The sequence below is a fragment of the Actinophytocola sp. NPDC049390 genome (assembly GCF_044466355.1).
Lineage (GTDB): Bacteria > Actinomycetota > Actinomycetes > Mycobacteriales > Pseudonocardiaceae > Actinophytocola.
Window position 1 is genome coordinate 949487 of the sequence record NZ_JBITMQ010000002.1, and the last position, 15503, is coordinate 964989.

Annotated in this window: 18 protein-coding genes; 12 read left to right on the forward strand and 6 right to left on the reverse strand. The window is 68.2% G+C overall.

Annotation, left to right across the window (positions count from 1 at the left end):
• Positions 1-557: 557 nt before the first annotated feature.
• Positions 558-1142: a DUF2231 domain-containing protein gene (locus ACIBVP_RS10740; protein ID WP_396105813.1), complete on the forward strand. Its 585-nt coding sequence runs from the start codon at positions 558-560 to the stop codon at positions 1140-1142.
• A 104-nt stretch (positions 1143-1246) separates the two neighbouring features.
• Here the strand turns inward: ACIBVP_RS10740 and ACIBVP_RS10745 are convergent, their stop codons facing one another.
• Entirely contained in the window at positions 1247-1492 is a 246-nt protein-coding gene (locus tag ACIBVP_RS10745) for a hypothetical protein (protein WP_396105814.1), read from the reverse strand.
• A gap of 249 nt (positions 1493-1741) precedes the next feature.
• Here ACIBVP_RS10745 and ACIBVP_RS10750 point away from each other — a divergent pair, with 249 nt between their 5' ends.
• From ACIBVP_RS10750 to ACIBVP_RS10765, 4 genes are all read left to right on the forward strand, one after another.
• Positions 1742-2416 (forward strand): HemK2/MTQ2 family protein methyltransferase, encoded by a 675-nt coding sequence (locus ACIBVP_RS10750; protein ID WP_396105815.1) that lies wholly within the window; start codon positions 1742-1744, stop codon positions 2414-2416.
• 752 nt (positions 2417-3168) lie between these two features.
• Positions 3169-3384, forward strand: a complete 216-nt coding sequence (locus tag ACIBVP_RS10755) for a hypothetical protein (RefSeq protein ID WP_396105816.1) — start codon at positions 3169-3171, stop codon at positions 3382-3384.
• A 155-nt stretch (positions 3385-3539) separates the two neighbouring features.
• On the forward strand, positions 3540-4355 hold the full coding sequence (locus ACIBVP_RS10760) for an MBL fold metallo-hydrolase (protein ID WP_396105817.1): 816 nt from the start codon (positions 3540-3542) through the stop codon (positions 4353-4355).
• An 86-nt stretch (positions 4356-4441) separates the two neighbouring features.
• Complete coding sequence (locus ACIBVP_RS10765; RefSeq protein WP_396105818.1) at positions 4442-5002, forward strand: DUF6292 family protein; 561 nt, start codon at positions 4442-4444, stop codon at positions 5000-5002.
• 361 nt (positions 5003-5363) lie between these two features.
• Here ACIBVP_RS10765 and ACIBVP_RS10770 read toward each other — a convergent pair whose 3' ends face one another.
• Complete coding sequence (locus ACIBVP_RS10770; RefSeq protein WP_396105819.1) at positions 5364-5642, reverse strand: hypothetical protein; 279 nt, start codon at positions 5640-5642, stop codon at positions 5364-5366.
• An 888-nt stretch (positions 5643-6530) separates the two neighbouring features.
• Here ACIBVP_RS10770 and ACIBVP_RS10775 point away from each other — a divergent pair.
• Entirely contained in the window at positions 6531-7133 is a 603-nt protein-coding gene (locus tag ACIBVP_RS10775; RefSeq protein WP_396105820.1) for a TIGR03086 family metal-binding protein, read from the forward strand.
• 279 nt (positions 7134-7412) lie between these two features.
• Here ACIBVP_RS10775 and ACIBVP_RS10780 read toward each other — a convergent pair whose 3' ends face one another.
• From ACIBVP_RS10780 to ACIBVP_RS10795, 4 genes are all read right to left on the reverse strand, one after another.
• Positions 7413-7958, reverse strand: coding sequence for a copper chaperone PCu(A)C (locus ACIBVP_RS10780; protein WP_396105821.1), 546 nt, complete (start codon positions 7956-7958; stop codon positions 7413-7415).
• Positions 7959-8036: 78 nt separating this feature from the next.
• Entirely contained in the window at positions 8037-9062 is a 1026-nt protein-coding gene (locus tag ACIBVP_RS10785) for a S1C family serine protease (protein ID WP_396105822.1), read from the reverse strand.
• Positions 9063-9124: 62 nt separating this feature from the next.
• On the reverse strand, positions 9125-9442 hold the full coding sequence (locus tag ACIBVP_RS10790; RefSeq protein ID WP_396105823.1) for an STAS domain-containing protein: 318 nt from the start codon (positions 9440-9442) through the stop codon (positions 9125-9127).
• 47 nt (positions 9443-9489) lie between these two features.
• On the reverse strand, positions 9490-9855 hold the full coding sequence (locus ACIBVP_RS10795; RefSeq protein WP_396105824.1) for an SPW repeat protein: 366 nt from the start codon (positions 9853-9855) through the stop codon (positions 9490-9492).
• Positions 9856-10085: 230 nt separating this feature from the next.
• Between ACIBVP_RS10795 and ACIBVP_RS10800 the strand changes: the two genes are divergently transcribed.
• The 6 genes from ACIBVP_RS10800 to cei all read left to right on the forward strand — a co-directional run bounded on the left by ACIBVP_RS10800 (position 10086) and on the right by cei (position 15501).
• Positions 10086-10793, forward strand: a complete 708-nt coding sequence (locus ACIBVP_RS10800) for a response regulator (protein WP_396105825.1) — start codon at positions 10086-10088, stop codon at positions 10791-10793.
• Positions 10777-12210 (forward strand): ATP-binding protein, encoded by a 1434-nt coding sequence (locus ACIBVP_RS10805; protein ID WP_396105827.1) that lies wholly within the window; start codon positions 10777-10779, stop codon positions 12208-12210. Before ACIBVP_RS10800 ends, ACIBVP_RS10805 begins: the two co-directional genes overlap by 17 nt.
• Before the next feature lie 78 nt (positions 12211-12288).
• A complete protein-coding gene (locus ACIBVP_RS10810) occupies positions 12289-12951 on the forward strand; it encodes a hypothetical protein (protein ID WP_396105828.1) in 663 nt (220 codons plus the stop codon).
• On the forward strand, positions 12948-13385 hold the full coding sequence (locus tag ACIBVP_RS10815; RefSeq protein ID WP_396105829.1) for an SPW repeat protein: 438 nt from the start codon (positions 12948-12950) through the stop codon (positions 13383-13385). The genes ACIBVP_RS10810 and ACIBVP_RS10815 overlap by 4 nt, the downstream gene beginning before the upstream one ends.
• A complete protein-coding gene (locus ACIBVP_RS10820; RefSeq protein ID WP_396105830.1) occupies positions 13382-14848 on the forward strand; it encodes a peptide MFS transporter in 1467 nt (488 codons plus the stop codon). Before ACIBVP_RS10815 ends, ACIBVP_RS10820 begins: the two co-directional genes overlap by 4 nt.
• The gene (gene cei, locus ACIBVP_RS10825; protein WP_396105831.1) at positions 14845-15501 is read left to right on the forward strand and encodes an envelope integrity protein Cei; all 657 of its coding nucleotides are present in this window, start codon (positions 14845-14847) and stop codon (positions 15499-15501) included. The genes ACIBVP_RS10820 and cei overlap by 4 nt, the downstream gene beginning before the upstream one ends.
• Positions 15502-15503: the final 2 nt, after the last annotated feature.

The following is a 15503-nucleotide window of genomic DNA, read 5'->3' on the forward strand; positions in this document are numbered from 1 at the left end:
CAGCCGCCCAGCAAGCGCTGACCGAACTCGGCTTCCGCCTCCTCCCGACGCACCACCGGCCACAATCCGACGGCGGCCACGTCGTCGTGGCCCGCGCGATCCAACAACCGCACTATCGCGGACGGACATCGTCCTCGACGCCCTCCTGCTGCGGTTGCCCCCGAGACCGCGTGCCGCGAGGCGGCCGCTCGGCATCCGACTGCCGCGACGGACACCCGCTCACCAACCCGACGCTGGGGCCACGCTGGGTTCCGTGACACCACAACGCTGACCTGGGTAGGGCGTTATCCGGGCAGTGGGGCCGCCCGTGCCTGTGCCTCCAATCGGATAACACCGACTGCACGTGGCGTTTGGGATTCGTCATGCCAGCGTCTCCGCGGCACGACGGGTGATTCAGCCGGGTTCCGACGGGTGTCTGCGGTCTCGGTCGACGTGAACTTCCTCCTCCGATTCCGCGACGCCGACCTCGTTCCGACACCCGGAGAACGGCCACCGGGCGATGTTCGAGCCGAGGCCCGTAACAGCGGTGAACCGGCTCAGAGCGGGTAACCGGCCCCATGGACGCGCACAAACTGCTACAATGGTTCGAAGACCTGCGCCAGGTGGACGGCGTCGCCGCCATGATCGCCGGCGCGGTGCGCAAGGCGCTCCGAAATTCCGGTACGAAGGCCGCCCTCCGTGGCAGGTGGCTCGGGCACCCGTTGCACCCGCTGATGGTGACCGTGCCCATCGGAGCCTTCGTCGGCACCGCGGTACTCGACCTGGCGCGCGGGAACCGGGAGGCGGCGCGGACGCTGACCGGCCTCGGGCTTGCCGCGATCGCGCCGACAGCGCTGCTCGGACTGGCCGACTACGCCGACCTCGACGAACGGCAGCGCCGGGTCGGCATCGCCCACGCGACATTGAACACCGTGGCAGTGGCCCTGTTCGCCGGCTCCTACCTCAGCCGCACGCGAGGTGCCCACACCTGCGGCATGGCCCTGAGCACGCTCGGGCTCACCGTGCTCAGTGCCGGCGGCGCGTTGGGCGGGCACCTGTCCTACGCGCAAGGCGCCGGGGTGTTCCGGTGGCAGAAACCCGGCACCGACGGCCAACACCTACCGACATCGCGACCGGCTGCCGTCGACCCGGTCAGGTCATGAGAACGAACCCGGACGGCGTGTGCGGTTGCCCCACAGGTCCTCGTCTGGTTGTGACCCCACAGGTCGAGCACCACCACCGCGTGCTTCGGGAGCCGCTCGCCGTGTCAGTCGAGGTCCCGGAGCCACCCTGTGACCTGCTGTTCCCCCTTTCCGGTGGGCGTGGGCGGCGACGCCATGGCCCGTGGCAGCGGCCTCACGCCCGCTTGACGAGCAGGCTCATGGCGTGCCACCAGCGCGTCGTCGACCGCACCGGTGACGACGGCGTGCACCAGCTTGTGCACCATCCACCACCAACCCCTGCCCGGCCACGTCGTCGGCGGGCTGCTCACCTTCTCCCCCGCCGTCCTCACAGCACCCCGGCCCCGTCGGCGACCAGGCCCTCCCACTCGGACGGCAGCTCGACGGGGCCCGGTTGTGTGACGGGTCCTCACCACCGCTGTGGCGATCTTCCCGAGATCAGCGGACGATAGCCCCGGTCCGCCGGGTAGCAGGACACTCGAGGCCTCACATGAGCGCGAATACACCGGTTCCCGAGAGAAAACCCAGTTGTCCCGACACTTTGTGCAGTTTGAACGAGGTTCGTGGAGGTAGCCACGGCCATGAAGTTGCTGCGACCGTTCGGCGTCTACCGTCCACAAGGTGACACCTGGCTGCTCGCCGACGCACTGCAGCAAGCGGGCATCGCGCCGGGCGGCGACGTCCTTGAGATCTGCTGCGGCACAGGAGCGTTGTCGATCGTCGCGGCGCGTACACAACCGAGGTCGCTGACCGCGGTGGATGTGTGCCGCCGCGCTGTCCTGGCCACGAGGCTCAACACGGCCATCCGCGGACTGTATGTGAGGGTCGAGCACGGCGACGCATTTCACCGTAGGTGGGGCAGGCAGTTCGACCTGGTGCTGGCAAACCCGCCCTATGCGCCCGGTGTACCCAGTCTCCCCGCCCGGGGACAAAGCCGGGCGTGGAACGTGGGTGCCGACGGCCGCGCGGTGCTCGATCGTCTGTGCGCAGGCGCATTCGATCTCCTCGCACCGGGCGGCAGCCTGCTCACCGTCCAATCGGAACTGTGTGGTGTGGACACCACACTCAACCGATTGCGAGAGAGCGGCCTGAAAGCGTCAGTAGTCGCTCGCGCCGAGGAACCCTTCGGCCCGGTCATGCGCGGCCGCGCCGACCGGCTCCGCGACCTCGGTCTGATCGCGGCCGGACAGCAATACGAGGAGCTGGTCGTCATCCGCGCGGACCGACTTCTCGACAACGACCTCGCCAACCACTGAGCCAGGTCCGGATCGAGGGTGTTCGCCGTGACCACCATCGTCATCGGCGTCCTCGCTGGGAACGTCGGTGGGCGGGACCTCCAACCCGTTGACCCATCCGGCGGGGACGAACCCGGACAGGGAGTTGACGACGACGTCGAACGCAGGGGCCTCCTCGCTCGGCCGGTCGAGGTGGAGGCTGGCGACCGGGCACCAGGGACCGGTGAGGTCGGCGACCATGACCGACAGCACGTACGGTCGAGCGCACCCTGCCACCCGGCGAGGCGGCGTCCGCTGGAATACGGGGCTGGGCAGGGGGAACCGCGACCACATACCGTTTCCTTCCTCTATCCGGTATGGCCGCACTCGCGATTCCTTGCCCAGCGGTCGCGCGCGGCCATGCCGACCGGCTACCCGTGGGGCCACTGGAAACCCCCGCGGCGGGCGCTTCGCGGCACTCGAGGAACCCGCGCTCCGCCGCCCGACATCCGCGAGTTCTTCCGGCCACTGCGCCACCGGCCCGGAGATCGGACCTCGCACGTTCCCCTGTGCCAAGGGCACCGCGCCCAGCTCGACCTGGCGGAACCGCGTCACCACCACCGCACGGGCGGCCCGGCACCGTGCGGGCCGGTCATCGGCTACGCCCGCGATTACTCCCCATGTCAACGGGTAATGACATTCAACGAGACCGAACAACTTCATGTCTTGAGGTGGCACCGATGCCAGAGCCCAGCAGGAAGAACCAGGCGGCAAACGCGCCCCAGCATGGCTCGATGGTGGTCTACCGCCACGAGGCCCACGACGGCCACGAGCGGTACCGGACGGCGGTCGTCATCGGACCGGCACTGACGGAACCAGTCGCCGACCGGCTCTGGATCGGCGTGCGTCTACCGCGGCACGACGGGAGCAATCGCATCGATCTCATCGACGTCGCCACGATCATCGACGTCCAGCCATCGCAACCAGGTGAACCGCCCAGCGCGGCATAACTACCGGGTAGGAGGCGGCCGATCACGCTGCCATCTCGTGTTCGACCGGCCTGCTCCAGGTCCCCGTCGCAGAGCAGTCTCTCATCAGTTCGGCGGTTGTGAACTTCCCTTGTCTGCTGAGTTCGTGTAGCCGCCGGGCGGGTACCCCTGGGCGCATGCCACTCAACGAAACTGCGGGCGACTCGGTGTCGTTCATCGGCACGGCGACGACGGTGATACGGCTCGGCGGCTTCACCGTGCTGACGGACCCGAACTTCCTGCACCTGGGGCAGTGGTCGTACTTCGGGCAGGGCCTGTTCTCCCGTAGGCGCACAGAACCAGCCGCACAACCGGCGGACCTGCCGCCGCTGACCGCGGTCGTGCTGTCCCACCTGCACGGCGACCACTTCGACCGGGTCGCTCGGCGGGAGCTGGACCGGTCGGTGCCGATCGTGACCACCGGCCACGCCGCGAGGAAGCTCGACCGCGGCGGGTTCACCGCCTGCATCGGCCTGCGCACCTGGGCGGAGGAGACGTTCGCCGACGGCGACGCCACACTGCGTGTGACGGCGGTACCGGCCCGGCACACCGCGGGCCCCCTGAACCTGCTGCTGCCCGACGTGATGGGTTCCGTACTGGAATACCGGGCCCACCGGGGCACCACGCCACTGCGGATCTACATCTCCGGTGACACCGTGTACCACGGAGACCTCGCCCAGATCGGCGAGCGCTTCCCTGACCTGGACCTCGCACTGCTGCACCTCGGCGGCACCCGGGTGCTGGGAGTGCTGCTGTCGATGGACCACAAACAAGGCGTGGACCTGCTCGACCTGCTCCGCCCTGACCAGGCAGCCCCCATCCATTACGACGACTACGGTAGGTTTACCTCACCGCTGTCGAACTTTCTCACCGAGGTCCGCGAGCGTCGGCCGAGCACCGACGTGCGCGTGCTAGCCCGCGGCGACTCGCTGCCCCTGACGCCGGTCCGCTAGCGATATGTCCGCCAATGACGACATCACACACGTGGCCGAGGAGAGGTTCGACTGGACACGATTAGGGGTGGAACAGGTCAGGGGCAATGAAGCACGTCTGGCCGGCCAAGACGTGCTGGTGGCACGGCCGACCGGGGCCGGCAGGTCCGCGACCTACCAGTGAGCTGGCTGGCGAGCCCAAGCATCCGTTCGCATGCTTCCCTGCTGGTCCTGCCCCGTCGTACGCTGCATGTCTGGCATGTGGGCAGCGGGGAGGTGCCGCTGATGGGAGCCGACACGGGCGTTGTCGAGGCCGTGGCGTGGGAGCCTACGTCGAGGCGGTTGCCGTCGCGGTCGGTGTCGAGGCTGCAGCGAGCTGGTCGGAGTACGGCCCGCCGTCATCCGGGTATGTCGCTCTCTCCGAGAGCCCGCCCGGCCACCCCAAGCGATTGTTGATGCCGCAATGGTCCAGTGAAGAAGGTTGGTCGCTGGCTGTGGAACCCGAACGCATCGAGCCGCCTGTCGTGCTGGCCACTTGGCCAGTGAGGGTTCGTCCGGCACCTTCTGAGCTGGCAGTCGAAATGCGACAGATACTCACGAAATTTACTCGAGACTCCGGGCGGGCGAACCGAAGCATCGGGCGACGAGTGAACATCGTTCCCCGATGATCCAGACGATCCGCCGGAACAAACGTCTCGCATCCCTCGAGATGCGAGCGATCCCACCGGTCAGGTGCCTACCCTGAGCACTGCCCTGACCGGTGGGCTCTGTAGGCACACGAGGGAGCTGAATCCGGCTGTTCACCGGGCGGACGATGGCGGTGGCCGTCAGGGCATCCTCTACGCGCATCTGATCGAGCTGATCGGAAAGTTCGCGTCGCAGCACGGCGAGATGGCAGACGCGGTCGAGAGCGGCATGCGCCTGTCCCTCGCCGCCTTTACCGGTCCAGGTGCGTCTACCCCCGAACGGATGAACCGATGACATGGACGCCTCGCGGACCTGGGGGCGGTGACCGGCGAGAGTCGGCGGTCAGTCCGCATGGCCGTAATTGTCGTCGTCGCGACCCGTTGCCGCGTCGGCGGCTGGGTTCAAGTTGATTTCCGCTCGTAGCACCGCTGTACCGACCTCGTTGAGCGCTTGTCCGGTGCTGAAGGCATGTGCGCGCAGGAGAGCGAGCGCATCGTCACCTTCGAGGCCGTAGGCGTCGGCGAGCACCTCAGTCGCCAGCGACACCGCGCTGTAATGGCCGAGATCGCCTTGGTCCACCGCCGCCGCGGCCGCTGCCAGGCCGCTGTCCCCGTCGAGCAATGCCCGGCTGCCGAGTCCGCCAACAGCAGAGCATCGGCCAATTCGGTACCCGAAAGCGGTTCCGGCTCTCGTCGATACCCACTCAGAACAGCCAGTGGCCGACTGTTCACCCCGACCACGAGCCAAGCGAACACCGCGCCTACGTCGCGCCCTCCAGCCAGATCCACGAATCCCGGCCAACGCCATCCCACCGTCTCGAGCGCTGTCACCATCATCGGATGACAGGCGCGGAACGCGTCTGGCGCCGGACCCTCACCCACGACGTACTGGAGTTCGTCCAGCTCCGCTCCCCATTCATCGGAAGCGCCGACCAGTTGCTGTGTCGCAGCCGGAAGGTGGAGTGACAACGCGGCGGCGTCGACATTGAGGACCTCGGCGGTGACCTCACACACCGCCTGGGCACAGTCCCACAGTCCCCGACCGGTTCTTCGACGGGTCACCACATCCCACAACAGATCCACGCGACGTTCGTTCATCGCACCCTCCGACACGTATCGCTCTGCGGCTCGCCCCACGTCCACGCGCATCGACATCGAACGTAGCAAGTGGAGGCAACAGATCACCGCGGGAACATCCCGTTGATTGTGACCGTCAGAGCTGATGCACATGTTCGCCGACGGTTGTCCGAGCCTGGCCTTGTCCGTCAGTTGTGACGGCGTTTCTCCACACGAAGCGACCGCACCATGCTCGGCGGGGGGACTTGTGTTCCTGTGAAATGACCGCACCTGGGTCGGGTCGTACGGTGTCATGTCGCCTGGTTGCTCAACCGGGCCGGCAGCAGATCCATTGTGCTGGCGGAGCCGTTCCAGGGGGTTCGTCGACCAGCTCGTATGCCGATGTCGCGTTTGTCCAATACCGTCGCCTGCCCGCCCACCTAGCTTTGCCGCCATGTCACAACTGTCCAGTGCCGCCGAGGCCATGGCCGCGATCGTCGGCGGCATCTCCTCCGACCAACTCACCGCCCCGACGCCGTGCGCCGAGTACGACGTGCGTGGTCTGGTCCATCACCTGCTGTTCTGGGGTCCATCACTGGAAGGCGCGGGTCGCAAGGAGAACGTGCCGCCACCAACGCCTGCTGAGTCCGATGTGGATCTGACGTCGGGTGACTGGCGCGGTGACCTGCTCGCGCAGCTGACGCGCACCGCGCGGTCCTGGGCGCCGGCGTCCTCATGGGAAGGCACAACGTATATGGGCAGGCCGATCAAGCTGCCAGCGTCGCTCGTCGGCGACATGATCCTTGGCGAGTTGGTCGTGCACTGCTGGGACCTCGCGCGGGCGACTGGCCAGCGTCTCGACCTGGATGAGGACTTGCTTACCTACGTGCACGGCGCGATAGCGCCGGGCGTGGAGCAGGGCCGCGAGATGGGGATGTACGGCCCGCAGGTCCCGATACCAGCCGCCGCACCCACACTCGAGCGAATCCTCGGCCTGACCGGCCGCGACCCGGCGTGGGGCAGTGCCGATGCCGCAGTTCCCTCGGCTACCGGCTGATCCACGCCAGCCGCTCGAAGTCGACGGCGACGCCCCACACGATCGACACCAGGCCCCGACGACACACGACTCCGCTTCGACGTGAATCACCCATGCCGACAGCCGATGGCCCACGACCCCTGGCCACCCGACCACCAACTGTCCAAGTGCGGTCGCTTCCAACCGACATTGATGCGTCGGTCCGAGTGGATGACATAGTTCGACGAACTCGCCATGAGCAGGCGTTTGATGGTGAGATCGTTGTCATCCATCGCGGCGGCTCGCCGGACAACGTTGTGGTCAGGTTGGTCCGGCATCCTCGGTTCCTTCCTGACAGTCCTGCGCGGCCGGCGCGTCGCCGTCGTGCGTGGCCTCCACCATCGCGTCCAGGCGCACCTCGCCGGCGTTGCGGAACGTGAATGTGATGGGCACGGTGGTGCCCGCGCGCACCTTTCGGGTGAGGTCGAGCAACTCGAGTTCGTACGCGGCGTCAGCGCCCGGCACGGTTCCGTTCATCAACACGGGGATCTTCGTCACCTCTTCGAGGACGCCGTCACACTCCCGATCCCATCGCATCGCCACCCGTGCCGCGTGAGTGGAACGCACCCCCAGGACGGCGTCGTCCCGCGGCGCGTGGTTGACCAGGGTCAGGCGAACCGTGGCATCGTCGCCGCGCTCGTAGCCGTCGCCGCCCGGCGCGACCACGTACACGTTCCGTAGCAACATGGCTCCGACCGAACCGTTGCTGCCCATGGTGTCGGCCGTCCGGTCCGGGTCGGCGCCGCAACCTGTGGCACCTATCAGCACAACCAAGGCGGCGGCGGAAGCACGTCGTCTGACGGTCACTGTTCTCTCCCTTGCGCCATGCGGAGGTGGTGGAGGTCGAGCGCTTGTGATCGGCCGTGCCGATGGCCTCACCCGCGGTCACTTGGTTCGCTGGCCGACGGTGATGGTGAGTTGCTCCTGCTTGCCGTCGCGCAGGACCGTCATCGCGGTCCGTTCGCCGGGGTCCACGTCGCGTAGTGCGGCGAGGAGGTCTTCGACCGCGGCGATGTCGTGATCGGCGAATCGCGTGACGACATCCCCTGCCCGCACTCCGGCCGAGGAGGCTGGTCCGTCCTGGTCGACGGCGACGACGAGCGCGCCTTGCTCGGCCTCGAGGTTGAGTTGTTCGCGGATGGCGGGAGTGAGTTGGCCGAGGGACAGGCCGAGGTAGGAGTGAGTGGCGGTGCCGTCGTCGAGGAGTTGCGCCGCGATGTCGAGCACGGTTGCGGTGGGGACGGCGAATCCCAGTGAGACGGCGCCCGCGGAGGGTGGGATGTAGGCCTCGTTGATGCCCACGACCCGGCCTTGGGCGTCCAGGAGCGCACCCCCGGAGTTGCCGGGTGAGATCGGGGCGTCGGTTTGGATCAGGTCGACCAGGGACTGGGTGCGGCCGGCGGAACCGGGGATCTTGCGGTGCAGTCCGGAGATGATGCCCGCGGTGACGGAGTTCTCGAACCCGAGCGGGCTCCCGATCGCGACCGCGGCCTCACCCGGCGCGGGAAGGTCCTCCCGGAACGTCGGTACCGGCAGCCCGTCCCGCGAGGTGCGGATGACGGCGAGGTCGGTCACCGGGTCGGTGGCCAGCACCTCTCCCGGTGACGTCGTCGCGTCCGCGTAGCTGATCGTGACCTCGGCGGTCTCCCCCACAACGTGGGCGTTGGTCACGACCACATCCGGTTGGTACACCACCCCACTGCCGACCGAGCGACCGGTCTGCACCGTCACCACGCTCGGCCCGACCCGCTCCACGATCGACGTGAAGCCACGCTCACCGGCGTTGGCTCCGGTGACATCGGGAGGCGCACCGCCGTTCTCGTGCCCGTTGTCCCCCTCGCCAACCGTGCAACCGACGAGCGCGAACGATCCCGCCACCAGCAACGTCAAAGATCTCCGCCAGACAGCCATACCGTGCGACTACCCGCCCGCCGCGGGCTTGAACGGCACCACGAGACACCGCAAACAAACCGTCACGTTGACAGCGGCGACAGCCGCAGCAAGTGGTGCAGTCCAGCCGCCGACAACGCCCGCCCGACGTCGCGGGGCGGACGGACCACGTGCAGCGAGGTGCCCTGCGCTCGGGCTCGGCTGTCGGCGTCGGCCAGGACCTCCAGCCCCGCGACGCCGAGAAATTCGACCTCCGCCATGTCGACGACGACCGGGCGCGCACCCGCGAGGCCCGCCGCGAGCCGCTGTTCGAGCACCGGCGCGGTTCCTCGGTCGATATCGCCGCTGACGTTCACCACGCGCCGCTCGGACGATTCGCCGCAAGTGGGGAGTTCAGCCATGTCACATCACCACCGGATACCTGATCGAGCCGGATCGACAATGTCATTCAGGCTCGGCGCGTGGCCGGCTCGGTACGCAACCGCCTGCGTGCGTTCACGTAGCCGGCGACCGCTACCGCGATCACGACGACACCCGCCACCAGATCCACGACGGTGGCGCGCGTCGAGTCGGCGCCGAAACCGTGACCGAGCATGAACGGGGCGAGAAGGAGCCACAGGCCGGCAAGGACCGGGACCAGCGTCGCCGACACGAGCCGAACCCGTCCCACGAGCCTGCCCAACCCGACGAACAGGACGAGTGCGCCGATCACGCCGTCGTTCCACCGAGCATCCAGGCCGTGACTGGTTCCGTAGGTCCAGGTGAACGGTGCGATCACCAGCCAGCAACCCACGAAGCACAAGGTCACGCTCACGAATCCCTGCAGCTGAGGACCAGTCACCCGGCGTGCGCGGCGGCCGGCCGCCCCCCGGACAGGACCGCCGTCACGCTGAGCCATCGTTGCGTTGCTCCCTCTCCGTCCGCGCACCACCGTCGCGCCGGAATATTGAGCTGGCCCGGTTGCTTCCTTTGCGATCTCGTGACAACCAGGCCGCCGGCGTTCATCGGCGCGCCACCACGGCCGGTGTCTGCGACGATGAACCCGTGGGTGCACGACTTCTCATCGTCGAGGACGACGACCGGGTCCGTGCGGCGTTGCGCCTGGCTCTCGAGGACGAGGACTACGCGGTCACCGAGGCAGCCGACGCCGAGACCGCCCTGTCCGAATTACGACGGTCCGGCGCCCCGGACGTCATGATCGTGGATCTGATGCTCTGCGAGATGGACGGCTTCGCCTGCATCCGCGAGGTGCGCCGCGAGCACGACGTGCCAATCATCGTGGTGAGTGCGCGGGACGACACGCATGACGTGGTCGCTGCCCTCGAAGTGGGTGCGGACGACTACGTCACCAAGCCGTTCGAGGTCAAGGAGATCACGGCCCGTCTACGCGCTTTGCGCCGGCGCAGCGGCGGCACCCAGCAGGACACCCAGGAGGAGATCCTGCTGGATGCCGACCCCACGGCGCAGCTGGTCCTCCTGCCCAATGCCGGCAGGGTGCGCCGCGGACCCGACGACGTCCACCTGACTCTCACAGAGTTCCGCCTCCTGTGTGAACTGACCAGTGAGCCCGGGCGCGTGCTGAGCAGGCGCACCCTGCTCGAGAAGGTCTGGGACCGCGGGTTCTTCGGTGACGAACGCATCGTCGACGTGCACATACGACGCCTGCGGACAAAGATCGAAAAGGACCCGTCCGACCCGAGGATCGTGAACACGGTGCGCGGGCTGGGCTACCGCTTTGACTCTCAGCACTAACCTGCGCCGCGCGGGCAGCGGGCTCCGTAGCCGGGTCACCCTGACCTTCGCCGCGGGCGCCGCGCTGGTGTCACTCGCACTGGCTGTCCTGACCTTCACCATCAGCCGCGGCTACCTGGACTCGGCACGCGAACGAGCAGCCGCGCGCCAGGCCGCGACGGACGCGGCGTCGATCGAGCGGAACCTGGAACGAACGAACATCTCCCCCGGCCAGGCACTGGCCGTCGCGGACCCGCCGACGAACACGTTCCTGCTGCTGTACTGGGACGGACAGTGGTACCCGTCGGTCGCTGACCTCGGACCGGAGGTCCTGCCCAGCGAACTGCGCACCGAGGTGCCGCGCGGGACCGCGGCGGTGCTGCCCGTGACGTTCCGTGGAGAGCAGTACCTCGCGGCCGGTGTGCCGGCCGGGGATGGCATGGCTCTGTACGAGTTGTTCTCCCTGACCGAGCTGCGGGAGACCTTGGAGGTGCTGCGAGCGGTCCTGATCGTGTCCGGGATCGCCGCCACCATCGCCGGTGCCGCGACGGGCCGGTGGGCCAGCAAGAAACTCCTTCACCCACTGCGCACGCTGGCCGGCACGGCATCCGAGATCGCCGCGGGTGCGCTGGACGTTCGCCTCACGAACCAGCGCGACCGCGACCTCGAGCCGATCGCACAGTCGTTCAACCGAATGGTCGGCTCCCTGCAACAGCGCATCGAGCGAGAACGCAGGTTCTTCGGAGACGTCAGCCATGAGCTGCGCACGCCGCTCACGACCCTGATGACAAGTCTCGAAGTGCTCCGGCGGCAGTCGGACGAGTTGCCGCGGCGATCCCGTCACGCCGTCGAGCTGGCGACCGCCGAACTGGCGCACCTGCGGCGCCTGCTGGAGGATCTGCTCGCCCTGGCACGCGCGGAAGCGGGCCTGCAGCAGGACATGCCGGAGACCGCCTCGTTGCAGGATCTTCTCGAGCACACCGTGCTGAACTCGGGACGGGACCTGACCGTACTCGACGTCGTCGAGGACAGCTCGATACGTTGCCGCAAGCTCGCCCTGGAGCGCGCCTTCACGAACCTGATGGACAACGCGGACCGACATGGCCGGGGCCTGGTAGGGGTGCGGGTGCACCGCACAGCAGCAGGCGCCGAGGTCCTGGTCGACGATGCCGGACCCGGAGTACCCGCCGCCGACCGCGAGCGGATCTTCGAACGGTTCGCGACCGGTCGCGCCGGGCGGGGTTCGTCCGCCGGCACCGGCCTCGGCCTGGCGCTGGTGGCCGAGACCATCGCCGCGCACGGTGGCGAGGTGCGGTGTGAGGACCGGCCGGGCGGCGGAGCGCGCATGGTTGTCATGCTTCCTGTCGCGGAGGACACCACGGACGACGCCTCGGACGACAACGAGGCCGACAACGAGACCGACAAGTCCGTCATGTGACCGCAAAGAAACGAACGGTCGCACCTCAACATCGGCTGTTTACATTGGCCTCGTATGCAGGTCAGCGATCGGAGCCCGATGCTTCACGATGCTATCTCCCGCCCAGCCATCTCCCGCCCAGCCATCTCCCGCCCAGCCATCTCCCGCCCAGCCATCTCCCGCCCAGCCATCTCCCGCCCAGCCATCTCCCGCCCAGCCATTCCCCGCCCGGCGACAGGCGCGGCTCGCCACGCGACGATGGTGGCGGCCGAGGCAGTGCTGTTGTGGCCGCGAGACGCAGGAGCGCTCTCGGCGGTCGCCGACGAACCGCGGTGGCCGGTGGTCGCCGTCGTCGTCGCGGAGCCCAGGACCGGAGACCCGGACACGGCAGCGCTGTTCGCCCTTCTCGACGGGCAGTCCGGCCACAGCTTCGTGTCCGTCCTCGATGGACTGTGCTGGTGGTCGGTGCGCGACGAGTCGCGATCGCTACTCGCGCTGACAGTTCAACTGACCTCACCCATTCGGTGCGATGTGGACGTGGTGCTTCCCCTGCGTCCCCTGTCCGACGTGGTGGACGTCATGACCGCCGGCGCCACGATCGCACTCACCTCGCCCACACGAGCGGCTCGGCTCAACGCACCCATCGACGTGCGCACAGCCCTGGCCGAGGTCGTCCTCGTGAACTGCCGCCCCTCCGCCGATCTGGGCCGGGCTGCGACGGTCCTGCGTGGTCAGGAGCGGCCTGCGAAGGACGGCTCGTGACCGACGAGCACACCACCGCCGACAAGCGGGCCTCATGGCGGCAACGCGTGCCGGGGCCGCAACTCCCGGGAGCGGTCGGCGGTGGAACGTTCCTGACCGGTGTGTGGCTGGTGCTGGCACCGCCCAGTTGGGGTTACGGTGCCATGTCCGCCGCCGCGACAACTCACTGGAACGACGTGGTCGTGGGGGCCTGTCTCATGACGGTCGGATACCTCCGCCTTCGTGGCGCGGTCCGCCTGACACCGATGACGGTGGCCGGGTTGGTGCTGGGGCTGTGGCTGGCCATCGCACCGTTCGCGCTGGGCTATGACGAAGCCACCAGCACCACTCTGCAGGACATCGCCGCCGGCCTGCTCGTCATCGGCCTCACGATGACCGGCCACCTCGCGGTCACCGGCGAGACGGAACGACAGTCGAACGGACGCCATCCGTGAGCGCGTCAGCTCAGACGCAACCAACCAGGCCCCACGCCGGGTTCTTCGGACACCCACGCGCGCTGGGCAACCTCTTCGGCCTGGAGATGTGGGAGCGCTTCTCCTTCTACGGGATGCAGGGCATCCTGACCATCTACCTCTACTACTCCGCCGCCGAAGGTGGACTCGGTCTCGCGGAAGGCACCGCGACCAGCATTGTCGGGGCCTATGGCGGCCTGGTGTACCTGTCGACGATCGTCGGTGCGTGGCTGGCCGACCGGGTCGCCGGATCGGAACGCGTCCTGTTCGCCAGCGCGATCATGATCATGTTCGGGCACGTCTCGCTGGCGCTGCTCCCCGGTTTCCTCGGCATCGGCGCCGGGCTCTGTCTCGTCGCGCTGGGCAGCGGCGGGCTCAAGGCCAACGCGACGTCCCTCGTGGGTGGCCTGTACTCCGAAGGAGACGACCGCCGTGACGCCGGATTCTCGATCTTCTACCTCGGCATCAACGTCGGGGCCTTCGCCGGCCCCCTGCTGACCGGGCTCGCCAGACAACAGCTCGGCTTCCACTACGGCTTCGGCCTGGCCGCCCTCGGGATGGCGATCGGGCTCGTCCAGTACTCGCTGGGCCGCAAGAACCTCGCCGCGGACGCGAACACCGTGCCCAACCCGCTGTCGACCGGCAACCGCGTGGCCGCGGCTCTGATCGCGGGCGGGGTCGTCGTGCTGGTGGTGGTGCTGGTCCGCGCCGGGGCGATCACCGCCGCGAACCTGGCGGCGGTCACGGTCGTGGTCATCGTCGCCGCGGCGATCGCCTACTTCGCCGTGCTGTTGTCGAGCAGGCGGGTCAGCCGGGTCGAACGCCGCCGAGTCGTCAGCTTCATCCCGATGTTCCTCGCGAGTTTCGTGTTCTTCGCCCTGTTCCAGCAGCAGTTCACCGTCGTCGTCATCTACACCGACCAACGGCTCGACCGGAACCTGTTCGGCTGGGAGATGCCTGTCTCCTGGGCGAACTCCATCAACCCGATCTTCATCATCCTGCTCGCGGGCGTGTTCGCGGCACTATGGACCCGGTTGGGGCCACGACAGCCTTCGACCCCGGCCAAGTTCGCGCTGGGCACCGTCGTGATGGGGGTGGCGTTCCTGCTGTTCCTCCCGTGGGCCGGCGGAGGCTCGAACAGCACACCGCTACTCGGCTTGGTGCTGATCCTGTTGCTGTTCACCGTCGCGGAGCTGCTGCTCTCCCCCGTCGGCCTGTCGTTGTCCACCAAACTCGCGCCGCGCGCGTTCAGGACACAGATGGTCGCGCTCAACTTCCTGTCGGTCGCCCTGGGCACAGCGACCGCCGGGGCGCTCGCCAAGTACTACAACGTCGACGACGAGTGGCCCTACTTCGCCATGGTCGGCCTGGCCGCGGTGGTGTTCGGGCTGCTGTTGGCCGTCGCGAGCCCGTTCATTCGGCGCCTCATGAGCGGAGTGCGGTGAACCGGTTGCGCCGACGCCTTCCCGGGCTCGCTCTGATCGCCGTCCTGGCCACCGCGGCGGCGGTGGTGTGGGGCAAAGTCCTCACCAACCAGGACACGGTGGCCGACCGGGTGCGCTGCCCACCTCAGAAAGGCCTCACCGCACTACCGCACCACGCGCTCCGCGAGGTGACCCCGGTGCCTCCTGGCGAAGCCGCGGTGTCGGTGTCGAACGCGACGAGCCGACACGACCTCGCCGCCCGGGTCGCCACGCGGCTCGAACAGTTCGGGTTCGCCACCCACGCACCGCCCGCCAACGACCGGGTCTACGAGACCGATGCGCTGCGGTGCCACGGCCAGATCCGGTTCGGCCCACGCGGTGAGTCCGCGGCACGCACGGTTCACCTCGTCGCGCCGTGCCTGCAACTGGTCCGCGACCAGCGCACCGGCCAGGAGATCGACGTGGTGCTCGGTACCGAGTTCCTGGAACTGTCGCCCAACCAGGCCGCTCTGGAAGTGCTCAGCACGCTACGTGACAGCGCCGACGAACACGACACGGCCACCGGTGGCCTCCAGTCGGCCACCGGTGGACCAGAGGCGGAGCTGTCGCCCTCGGTGCTCGACGCCGCGCAGAAGTCGTACTGCTCGCCACGGCCATTGCCCTCAGGCTGGTGAAC